This is a genomic window from Streptomyces sp. ID05-39B (genome assembly GCF_033794725.1).
GTDB lineage: Bacteria > Actinomycetota > Actinomycetes > Streptomycetales > Streptomycetaceae > Streptomyces > Streptomyces bobili.
Window position 1 is genome coordinate 1 of the sequence record NZ_JARGEF010000060.1, and the last position, 19,864, is coordinate 19,864.

Genomic DNA, 19,864 nt, shown 5'->3' on the forward strand with positions numbered 1-19,864 from the left:
CCGGGGGACTGTGGGGCGGGCCGCCAGGCGGGTTGTCGGGCCGGTTGACGGGCGGGCCGTCGGGCGGGCCGTCGTCAGCTGTCCCGGCCGACGACGGCTGCTGCCGCCCCGTCGGCTCCGCCCACCAGTCGGCCCGCTCGGTCGGCTCCCGGCGCGGCCCCGGCACCGAGGCCTGCGCCCTGCCCGCCGCCGCACCCGGTACCGGACCGACGGCCGGCCCGGCCGGATCCGCGTCGGCCGGGGCGCCCGATCGCACCGTCCCCGCCGCCGACGCGAATCTGTCGTCCAGCGAGTCCGCGGCGGCCGTGGGGCCGGTGTCCTCGGTGGTGTCGTCGTACAACTGGCCCCACCAGTCATCCTCGTGACCGGTGGGCCTTCCCCCCTGCTGGCTCATGTCCCTGATTGTCCACCGCGAGGGCCGCGGGGAAACGGGGCATCGGGAAAATGCGCCGACACCCGCACGGAGAACAAACGTGCGAGCGGCGCGTGGTGGGCGCCGCCGGGCGGTTCCCCACCCCCCACGGGAGAACCGCCCGGTGCGGGTCGTCGACGAGGTGCCGACGCAGCCGGTCGTCGCGGACGGCTCGCCGGCGCTGGTGCCGCTGACGGTGCGCTCGGCGGAGCCCGCCGCGCCGGTGGTGCACCCCGGCGGGCTGCTGCAGCTGCTGTCGGGCCTGTTCGAGTCCGTGTGGCGGCAGGCCCTCCCGCCTGCGGCTCGGTGAGCGGGGTGTCACGAGGAGAGCTCGGACGGTCCCGACCGCGCCGATCCGGAGATTCTGCCCCTGCTCCGGCGGGACTGACCGACGCGCGCGTCGCCGAACGGCTCGACGTGGGGCTGCGCACCGTGCAACGTGCAACGCCGGGTGAAGGGCCTCTTGGAACTGACCGGTGCGACGACCCGGCCCAGCTGGGCCGGCACGCGCACGAGCGCGGCCGGGTGAGCCGGGAGCGCTGACCGGGCGCCTCGCATCCCGCTCTCTCGACCTGCCCCTCGTGTCCGCTTCCGGCAGGCTGGGCAGATGGGAGCGTGGGAACTCCTGCTGGTCGGGCTGGTCATCCTGCTCGGCCTGTGCGGAGTGCTGGTGCCCGGCTTGCCCGGATCGTGGCTGGTGTGGGCCGCGGTTCTGTGGTGGGCGTTGAAGGATCCTCAGCCGGTCGCCTGGCTGGTACTGGTGAGTGCGACGGTCGCCCTGTTCCTGTCCCAGGTGGTGCGCTGGGCGCTGCCGCCGCGCCGTCTGAAGACGAGCGGCGCCACCCGCCGGATGGCCGCATACGCCGGAGCAGGCGCTTTCCTCGGCTTCTTCCTGGTGCCGGTGCTCGGCGCGATCCCCGGTTTCCTGGGCGGTGTCTATCTGTCCGAGCGGCTGCGCCTGGGCCGCCCCGACGCGGCCCGCGCCTCCCTGCGCACGGTGATGCGGGCGGGCGGCTCCAGCATCCTGGCGGAACTCTTCACCTGCCTGCTGATCGCCGGCGCGTGGCTGGGGGCGGTGCTGTGGGGCTGATCCCGGTGGCTCCCGGCGGGTCTCGTGTCGGTGCGGTGTAGTCCTCAGGTCCTGGACCCAGGAGCCGATGTGCCACACCCGGGGGTCGTGGTTCGCTACTGGACATGACCGAATTCAGCGAGGCCGAGCGCGCGTATCTGAGGTCGCAGCGGTTGGGACGGCTGGCCACCGTCGATCCGCAGGGCCGGCCGCAGGCGAACCCGGTGGGCTTCCACCCGCAGGACGACGGCACGATCCTGGTCGGCGGCCACGCCATGGGCACCACCAAGAAGTGGCGCAACCTCCAGCGGAACCCGAAGGTCGCCCTGGTGGTGGACGACATCGTGAGCGAGCGCCCGTGGCGGGTGCGCGGAGTGGACATCAGAGGTGAGGCGGAGCTGCTGACCGGCCCGCACGGCCTCGGGCCGCATTTCAGCCAGGAGGTCATCCTGATCCGTCCGCACCGGATCCACAGCTGGGGCCTGGAGGAGGACGGTTCCTAGCCTCCTAGGCTCCTAGACGCCGAGGTCCGCCGCCTTCCGCGGCGCTCCCGCCGGGCTTCCCGCCATGGCCCCCTCCAGGGTGAGCAGCCGCACCTTGCGCTCGAGACCGCCCGCATAGCCGGTCAGTGAGCCGTCGGCGCCGATGACGCGATGGCAGGGCCGCACGATGAGCAGCGGATTGGCGCCGATGGCCCCGCCGACGGCCCGTACGGCGGCCCGCGCGGCTCCGGCGCGGGCCGCGATCTCGCCGTACGTCGTGGTGGCGCCGTAGGGCACGGTGTCCAGGACGTCCCAGACGCGGGTGCGGAACGGCGTGCCCTCGGCGCGCAGCTCCAGCCGGAACTCCTCGAGGTCGCCGGCGAAGTAGGCGGCGAGCTGCTCCCGCGCGGCGCGGAACGGGCCGGCGTCCGGCCGCCAGTCGTCCTGGACGGTCCGGCCGCCCTTCTGCCCGGGGACGGACAGCGAGGTGAGCGCGCCGTCCGGGCCCGCGGTCAGGAGCAGGGGGCCGAGCGGGCTGTCGACGCTAGTGAAGTACATGGGGTTCCTCCGCTGCACGCAGGTGGTGAAGGGCGTACGTCCGCCAGGGACGCCAGCTGTCGGGGACGTCGGCGCCGGGCGGCGCGACATCGGGGTCGCCGAGGGCGCGGGCCCGGATCTGCGCCACGGTACGTCCGTCCAGGCCGGGCAGGGCGAGCAGCGCCTCCTGGGCGTCGTCCCGGTCGGCGCCCGGGTCGAGCCGTACGGTGCCGTCGGCGAGGGCGGTGGCGAGCGCGCCCAGAGGGCCGCCGGTGCCGGCGAGGGCGTCCGGTCCGGGGAAGAGGTGGGTGAGTCCGCCGCGGGGCGCGTCCAGGGTCTTGCCGTGGGCGCGGACCAGGTGCGCGGCCTCGGCGCGGCCCACCAGCGCCCGCACCGCGTACTCCTCGGGGTCGGCGGCGCCCGGCGCGCGCAGTCCGGGCCGGGCGGCGACGAGCGGGGCGAGCCGCGGGTGGGCGCCGAGCCGTTCGTCCACGGCGTACGGGTCGGCGTCCAGGTCGAGGAGCCGGCGCAGCCGCTGGACGGCGGTGGTGAGATCGCGCGGGTCGGTGAGGTGCAGGCGCGCGTCGAGCCAGCCGCCGGGGTGGACGGCGCCGCCGGTTGTGTGGCCGGGCCGTTCCTCGACGGCGACGATGCCGGTGCCGTAGGGGAGGCGGAGCGTCCGGCGGTAGGTCCGCCCGCCAGGCGGGCCGCTCACCTCCTCGACCCCGGGCACGGCCTCCCGTTCCAGCAGGTCGAACACGGGGCCGGCGAGGTAGGGGCCGCGGTGGGCGAGCCGCAGCGGGATGCCGGCTCCGGTTGCGGCCGCCGTACGGTCCTGGCGCGGGGCGGCGGCCCGTACCTGCGTGGGGGTGGCGGCGTACACGGCCCGGATCGTGTCGTTGAACTGGCGGACGCTGGCGAAGCCGGACGCGAAGGCGATCTCGGTGACCGGCAGTCCGGTCGTCCGGAGCAGTACCCGCGCGGTGTGCGCGCGCTGCGCACGGGCGAGAGCGACCGGTCCCGCGCCCAGTTCGGCGGTGAGCTGACGCTGCACCTGGCGTGCGCTGTATCCGAGGCGTACGGCGAGTCCGGCCACGCCCTCCCGGTCCACCACCCCGTCGCCGATCAGCCGCATGGCGCGGCCCACGACGTCGGCGCGCACGTTCCAGTCGGCGGATCCCGGGCTGGCGTCCGGCCGGCACCGCCGGCAGGCCCTGAACCCCGAGCCCTGCGCGGCGGCGGCCGTCGCGAAGAACCGCACGTTGCGGCGTTTCGGCGTCACGGCGGGGCAGCTGGGCCGGCAGTAGATGCCGGTCGTCTCGACGGCGAAGTAGAACGCTCCGTCGAACCGGGCATCCCGGCTGCGGACCGCCTCGTACCTGCTCTCCTCGTCCATCACGGGTCCCAGTCTTCGCCCGCACGGAGGATGTCGCTAGCGGAAATCGGACATGGCGGTGACGGTCCCGACCGGGGTCTCCCGCCTGTCCGGCCGGGGTCCCCCGCCTGTCCCGGCCGGTGTCCCGCCCGCCCCTTCCCGTCTCCCGTCCGACCGGCCGGTCCGGTGTCCCGTCCGACCCGTCCGGTCTCCCTCCTTACCGGTCCGGTGTCCCGTCCGACCCTTCCGGACCGCCTCGTCCCGTCCGGGCAACGGCCCGCCTGACCCGTCCGGTCTCCCCCCTGACCGGCCCGGTGTCCCGTCCGGGCGGCGGCCCGCGGGGCCTTCGTCCGGCCCGGCCCACCTGGCGGGTCCGGCCCGAACGGCCCCGCCCTTCACCAGCCCGCGCGTTTGGCACGCCCGGCGGCGCGCCCTGCGGCCTGCTTGCGCTGCCAGTCGTCCCGGATGTCCCCGCGGAGCCGGGCGTCGGACTTGGCGACGATCCACTGGTTCTCCCGGACGAGCTTGCGGTAGCTGTCCAGCCGGCGGACGGGGAGTTCGCCGTTCTCGACGGCGTCGAGCACCGCGCAGCCCGGCTCGCGCTCATGGGCGCAGTCCTGGAAGCGGCAGCGCGCGGCGAGTTCCTCGATCTCGGCGAACACCTGGCCGACGCCCTGCCCGGCGTCCCACAGCCCGACGCCGCGCAGTCCCGGTGTGTCGATGAGGACCCCGCCGCCCGGCCGCGGCAGCAGGTTGCGGGTGGTCGTGGTGTGGCGCCCCTTGCCGTCCATGTCGCGGGTGGCCCGCACATCCATGACGTCCTCGCCGACGAGCGCGTTGGCGAGAGTCGACTTGCCCGCGCCGGACGCCCCCAGCAGCACGGAGGTGCCCCGGCCGAGGAGAGCGGCCAGTTCCCCGACGCCCTGCCCGGCCATGGCGCTGGCGGTGAGGACGGGTACACCGGGCGCGCTCTTCTCGACGTCCTCGACGAGGTGGGCCAGGGTGGCCGGGTCGGTGACGAGGTCGGCCTTGGTGAGCACGACGACGGGCTGGGCGCCGGACTGCCAGGCCAGCGCCAGGAACCGCTCGACCCGTCCGAGGTCGAGTTCGACGGCGAGCGACAGGGCGACGATCGCGTGGTCGACGTTGGCCGCGAGGATCTGCCCCTCGGACCGCTTGGAGGAGGTGGAGCGCACGAAGGCGGTACGGCGCGGCAGGTACGCCCGTACGTAGCGCGGGTTGCCTTCGGTGTCGAGGGCGACCCAGTCTCCCGTGCACACGACGCGCAGCGGGTCGTGCGGGGTGACGAAGGCGGTGTCTGCGCGGACGACGCCGCCGCCGGTGACGACGTCGCACTGTCCGCGGTCTACGCGGACGACCCGGCCGGGCAGCAGACCCCGCTCGGCGTGTACGGCGAACTCGGCCGCCCATCGCTCGTCCCAGCCGTAGGAGGTCAGCGGGTGGGACGGAGCAGGGGAGGTGGAGAGATTCAAGAGGGACCCTTCACAGGGGCGGTCCCGGCGGCGCGCTCGAGGCGCGCGAGAGCTCGTGTGGCTCGTGTCGGTCAGCCGGAGACCGCGGAGGTGGGATGGACGAACGTCTGGTGGCTGCGAACAGCACCCGTGTCGGCGACAGTCATCGGTCACACCTCCTGATCCGGTTTCTCCGCGTCACCCGTTTCACGGCCGGTGGCCGCCGGATGAGGCCCCGTCAGCATAGGCGCGCGGCGGGGGCGGATGCCATCGATTTCCTCCCCGGCCGTCCCCGGCCTGTTCCGGGACTGCCGCGGCAGTCGAGTGGCGCACATCACATGATCTGGGCGGTGACTTCCACGTCCCCCCGCGGTCATGAACAGCGACGGTCCCGACAGGGGAACCGGCAGGAACCGCAGGAACCGCAGAAAGGTCGCCACCGCCATGAGCGCTCCCGTGAAGGGCCCCGCCAGCTATTTCCCCTCGATCGAGAAGAAGTACGGCCGTCCGATCGCCGAGTGGCAGGAGCTGATCCGCGCCTCGCCGCTGACCCGGCACATGGAGCTGGTCGCCTGGCTCAAGTCCGAGCACGGTCTCGGGCACGGCCACGCCAACGCCCTCGTGGCGTACACCCTCGCGGAGGCCGCCGGCGGCTGAACCGGCCGCACCGCCGTGTGGGACACCTGAGTGGGACGGGGACGCGGAGGCATGTCCGCGCGCTGCCGGGGAAGCCGCACGGCACGGGCGGAGCGCCCCCCGCCCGTGCCGCCGCGCGGCGCCGGGCCGCGTGGCCGCAGGAGGCGCCGCCTCCGTCCTCGCCCCACCGGGACGAGGGAGGTCGGCGGCCCCCGGAGAAGACCGAGTATGGAGGGCACACGCGACGTGAGGAATCCCGCTCCCGCGCACGGCGGTGCCGTGCTGGAGGTGAGCCGGTTGTCCGGCCGTGCCGGAATCCGCGTCAGCGGCGAGATCGGCGTCGCCACCCGCCCGTCCTGGGAGGAGGCGTTGGCCGGACTGGCCCGACGGCACGCGGACGTGTCGTACGTGGAACTGTCCCGCGTGGGCTTCGTCGACGTGGCCGGGGTGTCGGCGCTCGCCGTCACCGCGATGAACCTGCCCGGCGGACGGGTCGTCGTGGAGTACCCGCCACCGCAACTGTCGCGCGTGCTGGCCATGTTCTGGCCGGCGCTGCCCGGGATCGAGGTGGCGCCGCGATGACGACCGCTGCGGACAGGAAGGACGAGAAGGGCGAGCAGAACGGGGCGTTCGCCCATCCGGCGCTGTTCTACCGGGACGGGCGGGAGTACGCCGACCACACGGTGGCCTTCGTCCGGGAGGGCCTCGCCCTCGGCGAGCCCGTCGCGGTGGCCGTCCCCGGCCCCCGTCTGGAACTCGTCGCGGCCGGCCTCGGGCCGGACGCCGAGGACGTCCTCCTCCTGGACATGACCGAGGCCGGCCGCAACCCCGGGCGGATCATCCCGGGCGTCCTGCGCGCGTTCGCCGACGCCCACCCGCACGCGCGCGTGCGGATCATCGGGGAGCCGGTCTGGGCCGGCCGCAGCTCCGTCGAGTACCCGGCGTGCGCGCAGCACGAGGCGCTGATCAACGCCGCGTTCGAAGGCCGGGCGGTGACGATCCTGTGCCCCTACGACGAGGCCCGGCTGGACCCCGACGTACTCGCCGACGCACGGATCACCCACCCCACCCTGATCGCCGAGGGCCGCGAGCGGGCCAGCGACGCCTACGACTGGCAGGCCGTGGTGGACCGGTACAACGAGGTTCTCGTGCCCGCCCCGAACGCCGCCGTCCTCTCCTTCGGCCCCGCCGAACTGCCCGAGGTGCGCCACTTCGCCGTCGGCCGGGCCGCACGGCTGGGCCTGGGCGGGCAGCGCCTCCAGGACGCGGAACTGGCGGTCGCGGAGCTGACGACCAACAGCGTGGTGCACGGCGGCGGCCAGGGCACGCTGTGGATCTGGGCCGAGGCCGGGCAGGTCGTGTGCGAGGTCCGCGACCGGGGCCGGCTGACCGACCCGCTGGCCGGCCGCAGGCCGCCGGCTCGCGGCCAGATCGGCGGCCGGGGGCTGATGCTGGTGCACTACCTGGCCGACCTGGTTCGTCTGCATACGGCACCGGACGGCACCACCGTGCGGTTCTACCTCGGCCTGTAGCGGGACCCGCGGCCCACACGCGCGATCCCCACCGCGCGCGATGGGCTGGTACCACATCAAGCCCGAGGTGGCTGACGCCACGTCAAGCCCGAGGTGGCTGACGCCACGTCAAGGTGCCGCGGGCCCCGCCGTCCCGTCCGGCGGCCTTCGGCTCTGAAGAAGCGTCACACCTGCCGGGATTACGAGGATTGTCCGCTTAGCATCTAGGAGCCCGCGCCGCGGGCTCCGGCCGCCGAGGCCGCAGACGCCCCCTGATCCTCACGGGAGCCGAGCCCCATGCGTCCGATCGGCCGTCACCGCGTCCCGTTCTCCGGTCCCGCCGCCCTCCACGGCCCAGAACTGCGGGCTGCCGCCCGGCACTTCGGCCGCCGCCGCTTCCTGACCCTGACCGCCGCCGCCGCGGCCCTCGCCTTCGCCACCCATGTCCCCGCGCGGGGCGCGGCCGCCGCCCGCCGGCTCGACCCGGCGAGGATCTCCGAGGACCCCTTCACGCTGGGCATCGCCTCCGGCGACCCGCTGCCCGACTCCGTGGTCCTGTGGACGCGGATCGCTCCGGCGCCGTACGAGCCGGGCGGCGGCCTGGCCGGGCAGAGCGTCGCCGTCGAGTGGGAACTCGCGCAGGACGAGGGCTTCGGCCTGGTCCTGCGCAGCGGGACCGCCCTCGCCCTGCCCGAGTACCACCACACCGTGCACGTCGACGTCACCGGCCTCGACGCGGGACGGCCGTACTACTACCGGTTCAGGACGGGCGCCTGGATCAGCGAGACCGGCCGCACCCGCACCGCCCCCGCGCCGGGCACCGCCCCCGGCGCCCTCACCTTCGCGGCCGTGTCCTGCCAGGCGTACCACGACGGGTACTTCACGGCGCACCGGCATCTCGCGCAGGAGGACCTCGACATGGTCCTCCACCTCGGGGACTACCTGTACGAGTACCCGGTGAACTCGGCCGGCGGCGCGCGCGGCTACACGGACCGGATGCTGCCCGCGGTGTTCGACCGGGAGACCGTCACCCTGGAGGACTACCGGCTGCGGTACGCCCTCTACAAGAGCGATCCCGACCTGCGCGCCGCACACGCGGCCCATCCCTTCGTCGTCACCTGGGACGACCACGAGACGGAGAACAACTACGCCGGCGCCGTCGACGAGCACGGCAGCCCGGCGGCAGAGTTCCTGCTGCGCCGGGCCGCCGCCTACCGGGCGTACTGGGAGCACCAGCCGCTGCGCGCCGACCGGGCGCCGGTCGGACCCGACCTGCCGCTCTACCGGCGTCTGCACTGGGGCTCGCTCGCACAGTTCGACATCCTCGACACCCGCCAGTACCGCTCCGACCAGGCCTACGGCGACGTCCAGCACATCCCCGGCGCCGAGTCGGACGATCCGGCACGCACCATGACCGGCGCGGCCCAGGAACGGTGGCTGCTGGACGGCTGGCGGGCGTCCGACGCCGTATGGAACGTGATGCCGCAACAGGTCTGCTTCTCCCAGCGCAGACTGTCCACCGACGTGCAGGCCAAGATGTCGATGGACGCCTGGGACGGCTACCGCGCCTCCCGCGGCCGCATCCTCACCGGGGCGCAGTCAGCCGGGGTGCGCAACCTGGTCGTGCTGACCGGTGACGTCCACGTGGGCTATGCCTTCGACATCAAGGCAGACTTCGACGATCCCACGTCGCGAACGCTCGGCACCGAGATCGTCGCCACGTCCGTCGCCAGCGGCAAGGACGGCACCGAGCGGCCAGCCAACTGGCAGACCTACCTCACGGCCAACCCGCACCTGCGCTTCTACGACGGGCGGCGCGGCTATGTCCGGGTGCGGCTGACGCCGGACACGGCACGCGCCGACTTCAGGACACTGGCCGCGGTGACGACCCCGGGCTCCCCCGTCTCCACGGCGGCGTCCTTCGTCACGGAGGCGGGCAATCCGGGGCTGACGGCTGTGTGACGCCGGTTTCGCAACCGGTTTCGACAGCCGGTTTCGACAGCCGTATTCGCAATCGGTTTCGGCGCCGTTCCGAGACGTCGGTTGCGACACCGGTTTCGACGCTGTCCCCAGACGCTGTTTCCGACATCGGTTTCGACGCCGAGGGCACCCGGCGGTGCGACTCGGTCCTTTCGCCCGGCGGCAGGTCAGGACAGGGTGCAGGCCTCGCCGTTGAGGCTGAAGGCGTACGGTGCCGTGTTCTTGTTCTGCCAGGAGGCGAGGAAGCCGAAGGAGAGCGAACCTGCCGCCGGGACGTCCTTGTTGTAGTCGGCGGCGGAGGCGGTGACCCGCGGGCCGTTCTGCGCCACGGCCGCATCCCACATCTGGTCGACCCGCTGGCCGTCCCGGAAGGACCAGGCGACCCGCCACGAGTCGAGCGCCTCGGCGGTGGTCACGGTGACGGTGGCCTGGAAGCCGTCGGGCCACTGGTTGACGAGGTCGTACACCACCTCGCACGCCGCCGTACGTTCGGTGGGCGACGAGGTGCCCTGGGGTTCCGGGTCGGTCCGGGTCGTCGCCGAGGGCGTACCGTCGCCGGACGGCTTCGGCGAGCCGGAGGGCGTACCGGAAGGCGTCCCGGTGCCCGTGTCGGTCGAGGACGGCGAGGTGCCGGGCCCGGCGGACGGTTCCGCCGGGCTGTCGGCGCCGGCCACCGGCGTGCTGTCGGTGGGGTGGCCGCCCTTCGCGGAGTCGTCGCTCTCGCCGAAGGGCATCAGCGACACGGCGAGGGCCAGCGCGGAGACGAGGACGGCGGCCACGAGCAGGCCGTTGCGCAGGGTGCGCGCCTTGTTCGCGGCGGGGTCGCCCCACTCACCGTCCGGGTCGGGCGCGGGACGGCCGGCGCCCATCCGCACCTCGGCTGCGCGGCGACGGCGCTCCAGGTAGGCCAGTCCGCCCCAGCCGATCACGCCCTGGGCCAGCGCCGCGGGCAGCCCGCCGCCGTGCAGTCGCAGACAGGCCGCGGCCTCCGCGCACTCCACACAGGTGGCGAGGTGGCGGGAGAGGTCCTCGGGCGTCTCGGCGACGGGCGAGCGGGTGACGGCGTCCAGGAGCCGGACGTAGCTGCGGCACTCGGCGTCCATGGGCGTGTCGAGATGGTTGCGGTGGCAGCGGTCCCGGAACAGGCCGCGGACCTGGTTGAGTTCCTCCATCGCGGCGGCCGGGTCCAGCCCCTGCCGGCGGGCGACCGCGCGCAGTGGGAGCGCCTCCACCTCCGCCAGCCACAGCAGCGCGGCGTCCGGTTCCTGCATGTCACGCAGCCCGCGCAGGGCGATGGGCCGGCGCAGGGGCGGTCCCGTGTACCGGGCGGCCTTGCCGGAGTTCAGCCACAGGCGCAGGTCGGGGTCGAGTTTGTGGCCCTGTCCCGCGGCCTCCCAGGCGGCCGCCGTGGTGCGTACGGCCGTCAGCAGCAGGGGGATCCGGGGGAGCCGGGACGCGCGCCGGCCGGCTCCGTGCCGGGTGCTGTCCTCGGCCGCGCGGGCCTCGCGTATGCCGAGTGCGAACGCCTCGCGGGCCAGTTGGTTGGCCGCGGTCGACCCGGAGGTGCACAGGTCGGCGTACGACAGGGCGGCGTCCCAGCACTCGGAGAAGAGCGCGGCCTCGGCGGCGTCCTGGGGGGTCGGCAGGTCGGGCATGAGTCTCCTGCATCCACAAGCAAGGTCAACTCAACATGTCGGCAATGGAGTTGGGGGGAACCTCGCGGCAGAGCCAGAGCTTTTCACGACTCCCGCACAACTGACAAGCGCCCTGTTCAGATGTCAGGACGAATGTCATGACATGTGCCGGAGAGTACGGCCGCGTGGTTCACGACCGAGGTCTCCCGGACCATCAGTACGGGCGCGGACCGCCCTGCGACTCAACGCGGTGGAAATTATCGTGGAAGTTTTCTCAACCGCTGTCCGCACCTGTTACCGCCGGGACCGGATCAGGCCGGCGTCAAGACGCCGAAACGCGGTCCGGGCCCGTCGCGCACCGCCGAAACCCGTTTCCGGGCCCGTCGCGCACCGCCGAGACCCGGATCGGGTCGCTCTCAGACCGCCGAGGGCTCGTCCTTCGTGGCACCCTCCGCGGCCGAGGGCTCGTTCGCCGGCAGGCTGTCCATGAAGGAGCTGACGGAGAAGACGGCACGGCCGGGGCCGGGCGGGCCGTAGCCGGGGGGCGAGGACAGGCCGAACTCGTCCATGGTGGCCCGGTAGGCCTCCAGCAGGCGGATGTGGTACTCCAGCGGCGCGCCCTGGGGGTTGGCCTTGCCGAGCGGAGTGGTCGGCTCCGGGCACCAGGTGGTGAACCGCGGGGTGATGCCCTGCGACATGAAGAAACGCAGGCCCTCGGTGGTGGACGCGATCGCCTCGTCGACCGTGGTGAAGCCGAACGGCTCGGCCATCTCCACGCCCGCCACGAAGTTGGGAATGACGTTGCGCGCGCCGAAGATCTCCGCCGAGTCGAGAATGCGCTTGTGCCACTCGTCGCGGCCGACGTAGCGCTCCTTGCCAGGGCAGTACAGCTCGAACAGACGGCGGTCCCACACCTCGTAGTTGGGGTGGTAGATCTGCACCCCGTAGTCCTTGAAGCGCTGCACGTCGTCGCGCGGCAGGGCCTGGGCGACGACCTTGCCGATCCAGCGGCCCGGGAAACGCTCCTCGATGGCCTTGGCGTAATGGCCGTAGAAGTCCGCCTCGTCACGCCCTGCGACCGTCTTGGTGATCGCGCCGCCGGTGAGTGTGTAGGCGGTGGAGACCTTCGCGGTGTCGTAACGGTCGATGATCTCAAGGGCTTCGAGGACCTCCTCGACGTCCTTGACTCCCGTGTACGGCCGGCCGGCCGCCTTGTGCTGGCGCCAGTTGTGGTTGATGTCGCAGTACTGGCACTCCTCCTTGGCTCCGAAGTACTGGCAGACCCGGAAGACCGTCAGGTAGATCAGGTATCCCCACTGGATGGTGGGGGCGACCTCCATGACGGACTTCCCGTTGGAGAGCTTGTGCCGGTAGTACTCGGGCATGGGCGGCACCCCGACGTCCGAGATGCGCTTGCCGTCGAGGTAGAGGCCGAGCAACCCGTCCGCGCCGGCTGCCACGCGGTACGGCGAGGCGGGGTTCACCCGGACGGAGACGACCGTGCGCCGCAGGCCGTAGGGACCGCCGATGAGGATGATCTCCTCCGGCGGGCGGCGCAGCGCGGCCTCGCCCAGCTCAGGGAGGGTGCCGTGGTCGAAGGAGAAGATGAAGTACGACTTGGGCTTGACCTCTCCGCCCTCGTTGTCGCTGAGCGCGGAGGGGTCGAAGGCCACGCCACCGCGCAGCAGGTCCTCCTTGAAGACGGCCTCCCGCGGAACATGCGGAAACCGCTTCATCAGATCCTCGACCAGCGCGGTACGGCTGCCCATCGTCTCTCCTCCCGGCTCAGGCGTACGACTCCTCACGGTATGCCCCCGGTCGCGCGGGGGCGGGGGCGGGGGGCCTCGTGTTGCCGGCAGGGTAGGTTCCACCTGGGAATTTCCTGGTTTCTCGATCTCCCCGGGAGGGCGACCGCATGGCCGAGACCGTGACCAACTGGGCGGGCAACATCACGTACACCGCCAAGGAGCTGCACCGTCCCGCCTCGCTCGACGCACTGCGTTCGCTCGTGGCGGCGAGTGAACGGGTGCGGGTGCTGGGCAGCGGGCACTCCTTCAACGCGATCGCGGAGCCGGGCGCGGACGGGGTACTGCTGTCGCTCGGCGCGCTGCCCGCCGAGGTCGAGGTGGACCCGGCGGCGCGGACGGTGCGGGTCGGCGGCGGCGTGCGGTACGCCGAGCTGGCCAGGCGGGTCCACGCGCACGGGCTGGCGCTGCCCAACATGGCCTCGCTGCCGCACATCTCGGTGGCCGGCTCGGTGGCGACCGGCACCCACGGTTCCGGGGTGGGCAACGGTCCCCTCGCGGCGCCGGTGCGGGAGGTGGAGATCGTCACGGCGGACGGGTCCACCGTCGTGATCGGGCGGGGCGACGAACGGTTCGGCGGGGCCGTCACCTCTCTGGGCGCCCTCGGTGTCGTCACCGCGCTCACCCTGGACCTGGAGCCGGCCTTCGATGTCGAGCAGCAGGTGTTCACCGAACTGCCCCTTGACGGGCTGGACTTCGAGGCGGTCGCGGCGGCCGCGTACAGCGTGAGCCTGTTCACCGACTGGCGGTCGCCCGGGTTCCGGCAGGTGTGGGTCAAACGGCGCACCGACCAGGCACAGGCCGACTTCCCGTGGGCGGCGCCGGCCACCGAGGCGCTGCATCCGGTGCCGGGGATGCCCGCGGTCAACTGCACGGAGCAGTTCGGGGTGCCGGGGCCGTGGCACGAGCGGCTGCCGCATTTCCGCGCGGAGTTCACGCCGAGCAGCGGGAACGAGTTGCAGAGCGAGTATCTGCTGCCGCGCGAGCACGCCGCCGCCATTCTGTATGCGATCGACGGTATCCGGCAGACGGTCGCCCCCGTACTGCAGACCTGCGAGGTACGGACCATCGCCGCCGACGAGCAGTGGCTGAGCCCGGCCCATGGACGGGACTCCGTCGCCGTGCACTTCACCTGGACCGACGACACGGCGGCCGTGCTGCCGGTGGTGCGGGAGCTGGAGGCCGCACTGGAACCGTTCGAGCCGCGGCCGCACTGGGGCAAGGTGTACGAGCTGCCCGCCTCCGTGGTGCGCGGACGGTATCCGCGGATCGACGGCTTCCGGGCGCTGGTCCGGGAACTGGATCCGGCCGGCACGTTCACCAACGCCTTCGTGCGCGACGTCCTCGGCAGGTGAGCAACCGCTTCCCGGCCCGACTTTGTAAAGCCCCTTTCCTAACCCCTTGTCGAAGTGCGGCGTACGTCATAGCCTGACGCGGCACTGGTGCCAGCGCCGGTGCCGGTGCCGTCCCGGCCTCGGCACGTCGGCGTACCGGTCTGCTGGTTGCCGGTGCCGGTCCGCCCGGCTACCGGTCCTCGGTTGCTGGTCCGTCGACTGTCGGTCTGCCGGCCGTCGGTCTGCCGGTCGTCGGCACGGAAGACAGGGGCCCCCGGTGAAGCGCACCTCACGTGACATCCGCACCGCGAACCGCTACGAGGTGCTGCGCCAGATCATCGCCCGGTCCCCCACCTCCCGGCAGGAGCTGGCCGCGGCCTCCGGCCTCAGCCTCGCCACTGTCGCCACCCTGGTCGGCGAACTGCTCGACCTGCGCATGATCACGGAGGTCGGCTTCGAGGACTCGGCCGGCGGCCGGCCCCGCGGCCTGGTCGCCGTCAACGCCGCCGGGGGCGCGCTCATCGGCGTGGACATCGCGGAGACGTACGTCCATGTCGAACTGTTCGACCTCGCACTGACCGTACTGGCCCGCGCCGAGGAGGACATCCGCCCCGGCGGGAGCCGTCCGGAGCAGGTCGTCTCGCATGTCGCCGCGGCGGTGGGCTCGGTCGTCGCGCAGGCGGGCGTCGAGGCGGCCCGGGTGCTCGGTGTCGGTGTGAGCGTGCCGGGTCAGGTGGACCGGGGCACCGGGATCGCCGAGTACGCGCCCAACTGGGACTGGCACGACGTCCCCATGCTCGACCTGCTTGGCGAACACATGGCGTACCCCTTGCACTTGGACAACCCGCTGCGCGCCTGCGCGGTGGCAGAGCTGTGGTTCGGCGCCGCGCGAGGGCACGGGGACGCCGTCGTCGTCAACCTGGGCACCGGGGTCGGTGCGGGGCTGGTGCTGGGCGGGGGCCTGCACCGGGGAGTCAGCAACAGCGCGGGCGAGTGGGGGCACACCACGCTCGTGCTCGACGGACGGCTGTGTCACTGCGGCAACCACGGCTGCGTGGAGACGTACGTCGGCGCGCCCGGCATCATGCAGAATCTGCGCGAACTCAGCGCACACAGCCCGATGTTGCATCCGGAGGACCAGACCGCCACCGTCGACGCCCTGGCCCGCGGGGTCGCCGAGGGCGATCCGGTGGCCGTCAAGGTCGTCCGGGACACCGCCCGGTATCTGGCCGCCGGCATCGCCGACCTGGTCAACCTCCTCAATCCGGAGGTCGTCGTACTGAGCAGCTGGGTCGCCGCCCGGCTCGGCGAGCCCCTTCTCGACGAGGTCCGCGAGGCCGTCGCCCGGCATGCGCTGCGGCGTCCGCTGGCCGCCACGGAAATCGTTCTCTCTCCGATTCCCACCGACCCGGTCTGCCTCGGCGCGGCGACGTTCGCACTCGAAGGGGCGCTGCAATCGGTGGGGCAACGCAACGCGCAACGCGCTGTGTCCAGCAGGGGACGCAGGGCGCCGACCGCCTGAGCGTGGACGGTTCCGAAACCTGTTCCAAGGCCTGTTCCTGAGCCTGCTCCCGGGCCTGTTCCGCCTTTTCCGGGCCCGCCCCGGGTGCCGCTGAGCCTTCACGCACCTCGTGACCGGCCGTTTCCGAAAAGCGCCGCGCCACCGCTCTTCGAAGCCCGCTTCACCCCTCACGGACATCCAGTGGGGCAACGTCACCGAGCCGTTCGACGACACGACGATCGGCTTCGGCCAGGCCCTGTGGAACGCGATGGTCGTCGGTGTACTGCATACCGTCGGCACGCTGTTGGTGTGCTCCCTGGTGTGCTCGCTGGTGTGCTCCCTTTCCGACTACGGCCTGGCCCGGATCCCGTACCGGCACGCCAACAAGGTCTTCCACGGCGTTCCGTTGTCGCTGATGGTGCCCACAGTCGGCATGTTCGTGCCCGGATTCGTCCTGGTGTCGTCCCTCGGCTGGACCGACTCCGACCGCGGCCTGATCATTTCGGGCCTCTTCAGTGGTTTCACCTGCCTCCCGTTCCGGCAGTACTTCCTGGGGTTCCCCAAGGAGCTGGAGGAGGCGGCGCGCGTGGACGGGCTCGGATACTGGGGCGCGTACCGGCGCGCCGCCGTCCCCAACTCCCTGAACCTCCTCGCCGCGATCGCGACCATCACCTGCATCAACGGCTGGGACCCCTTCCTGTGGCCGCTGGTCATCGGACAGGACCCCAGCGCCGGGACGGTGCAGGTCGCGCTGTCGTCGTACATGACCAACCGGACCGTCGACTACCACCTGATCTTCACGGCCACGGCCATTTCCATCCTGCCCCTGCTGCTCGTCTTCCTCTTCCTCCAGCGCTTGCTGGTGCAGGGGATCGCCCAGACCTGCATCAAGGGCTGAGCCAAGGAGACCGATGTCTTTGCGTACCTCCTCCCCCGTCCCCGGCGCCGTTCAGACGGGGCGTGCCCCGTCGGCCGTGTCCTACGTCGAGGACGTCTCACCCGGCTCCGGGGCTCTCCCGCCCCGCGCCTGGTATGCGGCGTCCGACGCAGCATCCCTGTCGCTCAACGGCAGTTGGCGCTTGCGACTGTCGGCGACGGCCGACGCGCAGGACGAGTCGTTCGCCGCGGCGGGCTACGACGCCGGGGACTGGGCAGAGGCCACCGTCCCCGGTCACTGGGTCCTCCAGGGGCACGGCTCGCCCATCTACACCAACCACCGCTATCCCTTCCCGGTCGACCCGCCGCGGGTGCCGACCGAGAACCCGACGGGCGACCATCTGCGGGTCTTCGACCTGCCCGAGGACTGGCCCGCCCTGACGGAGGGCGGCGCGGTCCTGCGCTTCGACGGCGTGGAGTCCTGTGCCCGGGTCTGGCTGAACGGCACGGACATCGGCGAGTTCAAGGGCTCGCGGCTACCTCACGAGTTCGCGGTCGGCCATCTGCTGAAGACTGTCGGCAATGTACTGGCGGTCCGGGTCCACCAGTGGTCGGCGGGCTCGTACCTGGAGGACCAGGATCAGTGGTGGCTGCCGGGCATCTTCCGTGACGTGACGCTGCTGCACCGCCCGGCGGGCAGCGCCCTGGACTTCTTCGTGCACGCCTCCTACGACCATGTGACGGGCGAGGGCACGCTGCGCGTCGACTCCGACGTCGAAGGGCGGGTGACCGTGCCCGGCCTCGACATCGATGTCGCGACGGGCGAGCCGGTGACGGTCCCCGTCGAACCGTGGAGCGCCGAGACACCCCGGCTGTACGACGGCGAGCTGGTGACGGAGGGCGAGCGGATCCCGCTGCGCATCGGTTTCCGCACTGTTTCCCTGGAGGACGGCCTGATCAAGGTGAACGGCACGGCGGTGCTGTTCAAGGGCGTCAACCGGCACGAGTGGCACCCCGTTCGGGGCCGCGCACTCGACCTGGAGACGATGCGCGAGGACGTGCTGCTGATGAAGCGGCACAACATCAACGCCGTCCGCACCTCCCACTACCCGCCGCACCCCGCCTTCCTCGCTCTGTGCGACGAGTACGGCCTGTGGGTGATCGACGAGTGCGACCTGGAGACTCACGGCTTCGTCGAACAGGACTGGCGCGACAACCCCGTCGACGACGACCGCTGGACCCCAGCCCTCCTCGACCGCGCCGCCCGCATGGTCGAACGGGACAAGAACCATCCCTCGGTGGTGATCTGGTCGCTGGGCAACGAGGCCGGCACCGGCCGCGGCCTGACCGCCATGGCCGCGTGGATCCACGGCCGTGACACCTCGCGCCTCGTCCACTACGAGGGCGACCCCGACTGCCGTGACACCGACATGTACTCGCGGATGTACACCTCCCACGACGAGGTCGAGCGCATAGGCCGGGGCCTGGACGGCGGGACCGGGCGGCGGCGCCGGCTGCCCTTCATCCTGTGCGAGTACGGCCACGCCATGGGCAACGGACCCGGTGGACTCGCCGACTACCAGCGGCTGTTCCAGGCGCACGAGCGCCTCCAGGGCGGCTTCGTGTGGGAATGGATCGACCACGGCATAGAGGACAGCCGTTACGAATACGCTTACGGCGGCGATTTCGGCGAGGAGTTGCACGACGGGAACTTCGTCTGCGACGGCCTGCTCTTCCCGGACCGGACCCCGTCACCGGGGCTCATCGAGTACAAGAAGGTCATCGAGCCGGTCCGGATCGAGGGCGACGGCTCGGACGGCACGGTGCGCGTGACGAACGCGTACGACTTCACCGATCTCTCCCACCTCGCCTTCGAGTTCTCGTACCAGGTGGACGGATTCCCCACGGGTGCGCACACGCTCGCCGTGCCGCCGCTCGCACCGGGTGAGTCGGCGGAGGTCAAGCTGCCCGCGACCGCGCCCGACGGCAAGGGCGAGGAGGTCCAGTGGACGGTCCGCGCGCTGCTCGCCGAGGACACACCCTGGGCGGGCCGGGCCCACGAGGTCGCGTGGGCACAGAAGACCGTCACGCCCCGCGGGCCCCTGCCGGTGGCCACCGGTGCCCGGCCCGCGGCCGACGGCGACCGGATCACGCTCGGCCCGGCCCGCTTCGACGCCCGCACCGGTGACCTGCGGTCCCTCGGCGGGGTGGACGTCACCGGTCTGCGCCTGGACGTGTGGCGCGCCCCCACCGACAACGACGAGGGCGCGTCCTGGCAGGACGACACCCGGTACGGCGTGCTGTGGCGGCAGCTGGGCCTGCATCGCATGCAACACCGTGTGGACGCCGTCGAGTCGGGCGAGGACGCACTGACGGTACGGACCCGGGTGGCGCCGGCCGGCGCCGACGTGGCCCTGCGGACGGCGTTCCGCTGGACGTCCGACGGTACGCGACTGCGCCTCACCGTCTCCGTCGCGCCCGAGGGCGACTGGAAGGTGCCGCTGCCGCGGCTCGGCGTCCGCTTCGGGCTGTCGGCCGCGGCCACGGACTTCGCGGCCTGGTTCGGCAGTGCCGGCGAGGCGTACCCGGACACCAGGGCCGCGGCGAAGCTCCTTCAGTGGGACGCGAGCATCGACGAACTGCAGACGCCGTACGTCCGCCCGCAGGAGAACGGCGCCCGCGCCGACGTCCGTTGGGCGGAGATCGGCGGACTGCACATCGAGGGCGACCCGGAGTTCTGGTTCAGCGCCAGGCACTGGACGAACGAACAGCTCGACGCGGCCCGGCATCGCACCGACCTGGTGCCCGGCCCGACCGTGTGGGTCAACCTCGACCACGGACAGCACGGCATCGGCTCCCAGTCATGCGGTCCGGGCCCGCTGCCGCGGTACTTCCTGAACGCCGGCCCCGCCGCATTCTCCTTCGTGTTCACGGAGACCGACTGAACCGGCGGCGCCGACAGTGACGTCGGCCGGCCGGGTGACGACCCGGCCGGCCTCGGCATCGACGGCATCCAACTGTACGCCGCAGCCGCGCAGTTGGCGGTCCGGGCGGTGCGGGCTTCCTGACGTTCGGCCTTCCGCGCGCCGTCGTCACCGACCTCCCGGCCGCCGACCTGACCGGCCATGACACCGCGGTCCCTCACCACTGGCGGCTGCGTCACCGCCGCTGGAGCTGCCGGCCTGCCTCACGGCACGGCCGCTCCGGCGGTGGAGCCTCGGGCACTGCTCAGGGGTGAAC

General features: G+C 72.5%; 15 protein-coding genes and 2 pseudogenes. 11 read left to right on the forward strand and 6 right to left on the reverse strand.

Annotated elements, in window-relative coordinates; all coding sequences use genetic code 11:
- Positions 1-394: pseudogene (locus tag P1P75_RS15750) on the reverse strand (hypothetical protein); the annotation flags it as partial.
- Between the two features lie 142 nt (positions 395-536).
- On the opposite strand from P1P75_RS15750, the pseudogene P1P75_RS15755 reads away from it, so the two are divergent.
- The 3 genes and pseudogenes from P1P75_RS15755 to P1P75_RS15765 all read left to right on the forward strand — a co-directional run.
- A pseudogene (locus tag P1P75_RS15755) lies at positions 537-955 on the forward strand (helix-turn-helix transcriptional regulator); the annotation flags it as partial.
- A gap of 64 nt (positions 956-1,019) precedes the next feature.
- Positions 1,020-1,502 carry a DUF456 domain-containing protein gene (locus P1P75_RS15760; protein ID WP_319255659.1) on the forward strand — a complete coding sequence of 161 codons (483 nt, stop codon included), beginning with the start codon at positions 1,020-1,022 and terminating at the stop codon, positions 1,500-1,502.
- Positions 1,503-1,606: 104 nt separating this feature from the next.
- The gene (locus P1P75_RS15765; protein ID WP_319255661.1) at positions 1,607-1,984 is read left to right on the forward strand and encodes a PPOX class F420-dependent oxidoreductase; all 378 of its coding nucleotides are present in this window, start codon (positions 1,607-1,609) and stop codon (positions 1,982-1,984) included.
- A gap of 12 nt (positions 1,985-1,996) precedes the next feature.
- On the opposite strand, the gene P1P75_RS15770 is transcribed toward P1P75_RS15765, so the two are convergent.
- From P1P75_RS15770 to rsgA, 3 genes are all read right to left on the reverse strand, one after another.
- Positions 1,997-2,521, reverse strand: coding sequence for a methylated-DNA--[protein]-cysteine S-methyltransferase (locus tag P1P75_RS15770; protein WP_319255663.1), 525 nt, complete (start codon positions 2,519-2,521; stop codon positions 1,997-1,999).
- A complete protein-coding gene (locus P1P75_RS15775) occupies positions 2,508-3,896 on the reverse strand; it encodes an AlkA N-terminal domain-containing protein (RefSeq protein ID WP_319255711.1) in 1,389 nt (462 codons plus the stop codon). The genes P1P75_RS15770 and P1P75_RS15775 overlap by 14 nt, the downstream gene beginning before the upstream one ends.
- Before the next feature lie 374 nt (positions 3,897-4,270).
- Positions 4,271-5,368 carry a ribosome small subunit-dependent GTPase A gene (gene rsgA, locus P1P75_RS15780; protein WP_319255665.1) on the reverse strand — a complete coding sequence of 366 codons (1,098 nt, stop codon included), beginning with the start codon at positions 5,366-5,368 and terminating at the stop codon, positions 4,271-4,273.
- A 423-nt stretch (positions 5,369-5,791) separates the two neighbouring features.
- Between rsgA and P1P75_RS15785 the strand changes: the two genes are divergently transcribed.
- From P1P75_RS15785 to P1P75_RS15800, 4 genes are all read left to right on the forward strand, one after another.
- Complete coding sequence (locus tag P1P75_RS15785; RefSeq protein WP_319255667.1) at positions 5,792-6,004, forward strand: DUF4287 domain-containing protein; 213 nt, start codon at positions 5,792-5,794, stop codon at positions 6,002-6,004.
- Positions 6,005-6,211: 207 nt separating this feature from the next.
- On the forward strand, positions 6,212-6,565 hold the full coding sequence (locus P1P75_RS15790) for an STAS domain-containing protein (protein WP_319255669.1): 354 nt from the start codon (positions 6,212-6,214) through the stop codon (positions 6,563-6,565).
- Positions 6,562-7,515, forward strand: a complete 954-nt coding sequence (locus P1P75_RS15795; RefSeq protein ID WP_319255671.1) for an anti-sigma factor RsbA family regulatory protein — start codon at positions 6,562-6,564, stop codon at positions 7,513-7,515. The genes P1P75_RS15790 and P1P75_RS15795 overlap by 4 nt, the downstream gene beginning before the upstream one ends.
- Positions 7,516-7,791: 276 nt before the next feature.
- Complete coding sequence (locus P1P75_RS15800) at positions 7,792-9,456, forward strand: alkaline phosphatase D family protein (RefSeq protein ID WP_319255673.1); 1,665 nt, start codon at positions 7,792-7,794, stop codon at positions 9,454-9,456.
- Positions 9,457-9,641: 185 nt separating this feature from the next.
- On the opposite strand, the gene P1P75_RS15805 is transcribed toward P1P75_RS15800, so the two are convergent.
- Together P1P75_RS15805 and P1P75_RS15810 are read right to left on the reverse strand one after the other, a co-directional pair.
- Positions 9,642-11,129 (reverse strand): cellulose binding domain-containing protein, encoded by a 1,488-nt coding sequence (locus P1P75_RS15805; protein ID WP_319255675.1) that lies wholly within the window; start codon positions 11,127-11,129, stop codon positions 9,642-9,644.
- 395 nt (positions 11,130-11,524) lie between these two features.
- Entirely contained in the window at positions 11,525-12,877 is a 1,353-nt protein-coding gene (locus tag P1P75_RS15810) for a radical SAM protein (RefSeq protein WP_319255677.1), read from the reverse strand.
- 146 nt (positions 12,878-13,023) lie between these two features.
- Here P1P75_RS15810 and P1P75_RS15815 point away from each other — a divergent pair, with 146 nt between their 5' ends.
- The 4 genes from P1P75_RS15815 to P1P75_RS15830 all read left to right on the forward strand — a co-directional run bounded on the left by P1P75_RS15815 (position 13,024) and on the right by P1P75_RS15830 (position 19,569).
- Entirely contained in the window at positions 13,024-14,268 is a 1,245-nt protein-coding gene (locus P1P75_RS15815) for an FAD-binding protein (protein ID WP_319255679.1), read from the forward strand.
- Positions 14,269-14,524: 256 nt separating this feature from the next.
- The gene (locus tag P1P75_RS15820; RefSeq protein ID WP_319255681.1) at positions 14,525-15,769 is read left to right on the forward strand and encodes an ROK family protein; all 1,245 of its coding nucleotides are present in this window, start codon (positions 14,525-14,527) and stop codon (positions 15,767-15,769) included.
- A gap of 109 nt (positions 15,770-15,878) precedes the next feature.
- Positions 15,879-16,646, forward strand: coding sequence for a carbohydrate ABC transporter permease (locus P1P75_RS15825; protein WP_319255683.1), 768 nt, complete (start codon positions 15,879-15,881; stop codon positions 16,644-16,646).
- Positions 16,647-16,659: 13 nt separating this feature from the next.
- On the forward strand, positions 16,660-19,569 hold the full coding sequence (locus P1P75_RS15830; RefSeq protein ID WP_319255685.1) for a glycoside hydrolase family 2 TIM barrel-domain containing protein: 2,910 nt from the start codon (positions 16,660-16,662) through the stop codon (positions 19,567-19,569).
- Positions 19,570-19,864: the final 295 nt, after the last annotated feature.

Bases quoted from the DNA above. Each gene is read 5' to 3' on its own strand.
- P1P75_RS15770 (WP_319255663.1), bottom strand. From the start codon at position 2,521: ATGTACTTCACTAGCGTCGACAGCCCGCTCGGCCCCCTGCTCCTGACC.
- P1P75_RS15765 (WP_319255661.1), top strand. From the start codon at position 1,607: ATGACCGAATTCAGCGAGGCCGAGCGCGCGTATCTGAGGTCGCAGCGG.
- P1P75_RS15790 (WP_319255669.1), top strand. From the start codon at position 6,212: ATGGAGGGCACACGCGACGTGAGGAATCCCGCTCCCGCGCACGGCGGT.
- P1P75_RS15805 (WP_319255675.1), bottom strand. From the start codon at position 11,129: ATGCCCGACCTGCCGACCCCCCAGGACGCCGCCGAGGCCGCGCTCTTC.
- P1P75_RS15785 (WP_319255667.1), top strand. From the start codon at position 5,792: ATGAGCGCTCCCGTGAAGGGCCCCGCCAGCTATTTCCCCTCGATCGAG.
- P1P75_RS15795 (WP_319255671.1), top strand. From the start codon at position 6,562: ATGACGACCGCTGCGGACAGGAAGGACGAGAAGGGCGAGCAGAACGGG.
- P1P75_RS15760 (WP_319255659.1), top strand. From the start codon at position 1,020: ATGGGAGCGTGGGAACTCCTGCTGGTCGGGCTGGTCATCCTGCTCGGC.
- P1P75_RS15815 (WP_319255679.1), top strand. From the start codon at position 13,024: ATGGCCGAGACCGTGACCAACTGGGCGGGCAACATCACGTACACCGCC.
- P1P75_RS15775 (WP_319255711.1), bottom strand. From the start codon at position 3,896: ATGGACGAGGAGAGCAGGTACGAGGCGGTCCGCAGCCGGGATGCCCGG.
- P1P75_RS15800 (WP_319255673.1), top strand. From the start codon at position 7,792: ATGCGTCCGATCGGCCGTCACCGCGTCCCGTTCTCCGGTCCCGCCGCC.
- P1P75_RS15810 (WP_319255677.1), bottom strand. From the start codon at position 12,877: ATGGGCAGCCGTACCGCGCTGGTCGAGGATCTGATGAAGCGGTTTCCG.
- P1P75_RS15830 (WP_319255685.1), top strand. From the start codon at position 16,660: ATGTCTTTGCGTACCTCCTCCCCCGTCCCCGGCGCCGTTCAGACGGGG.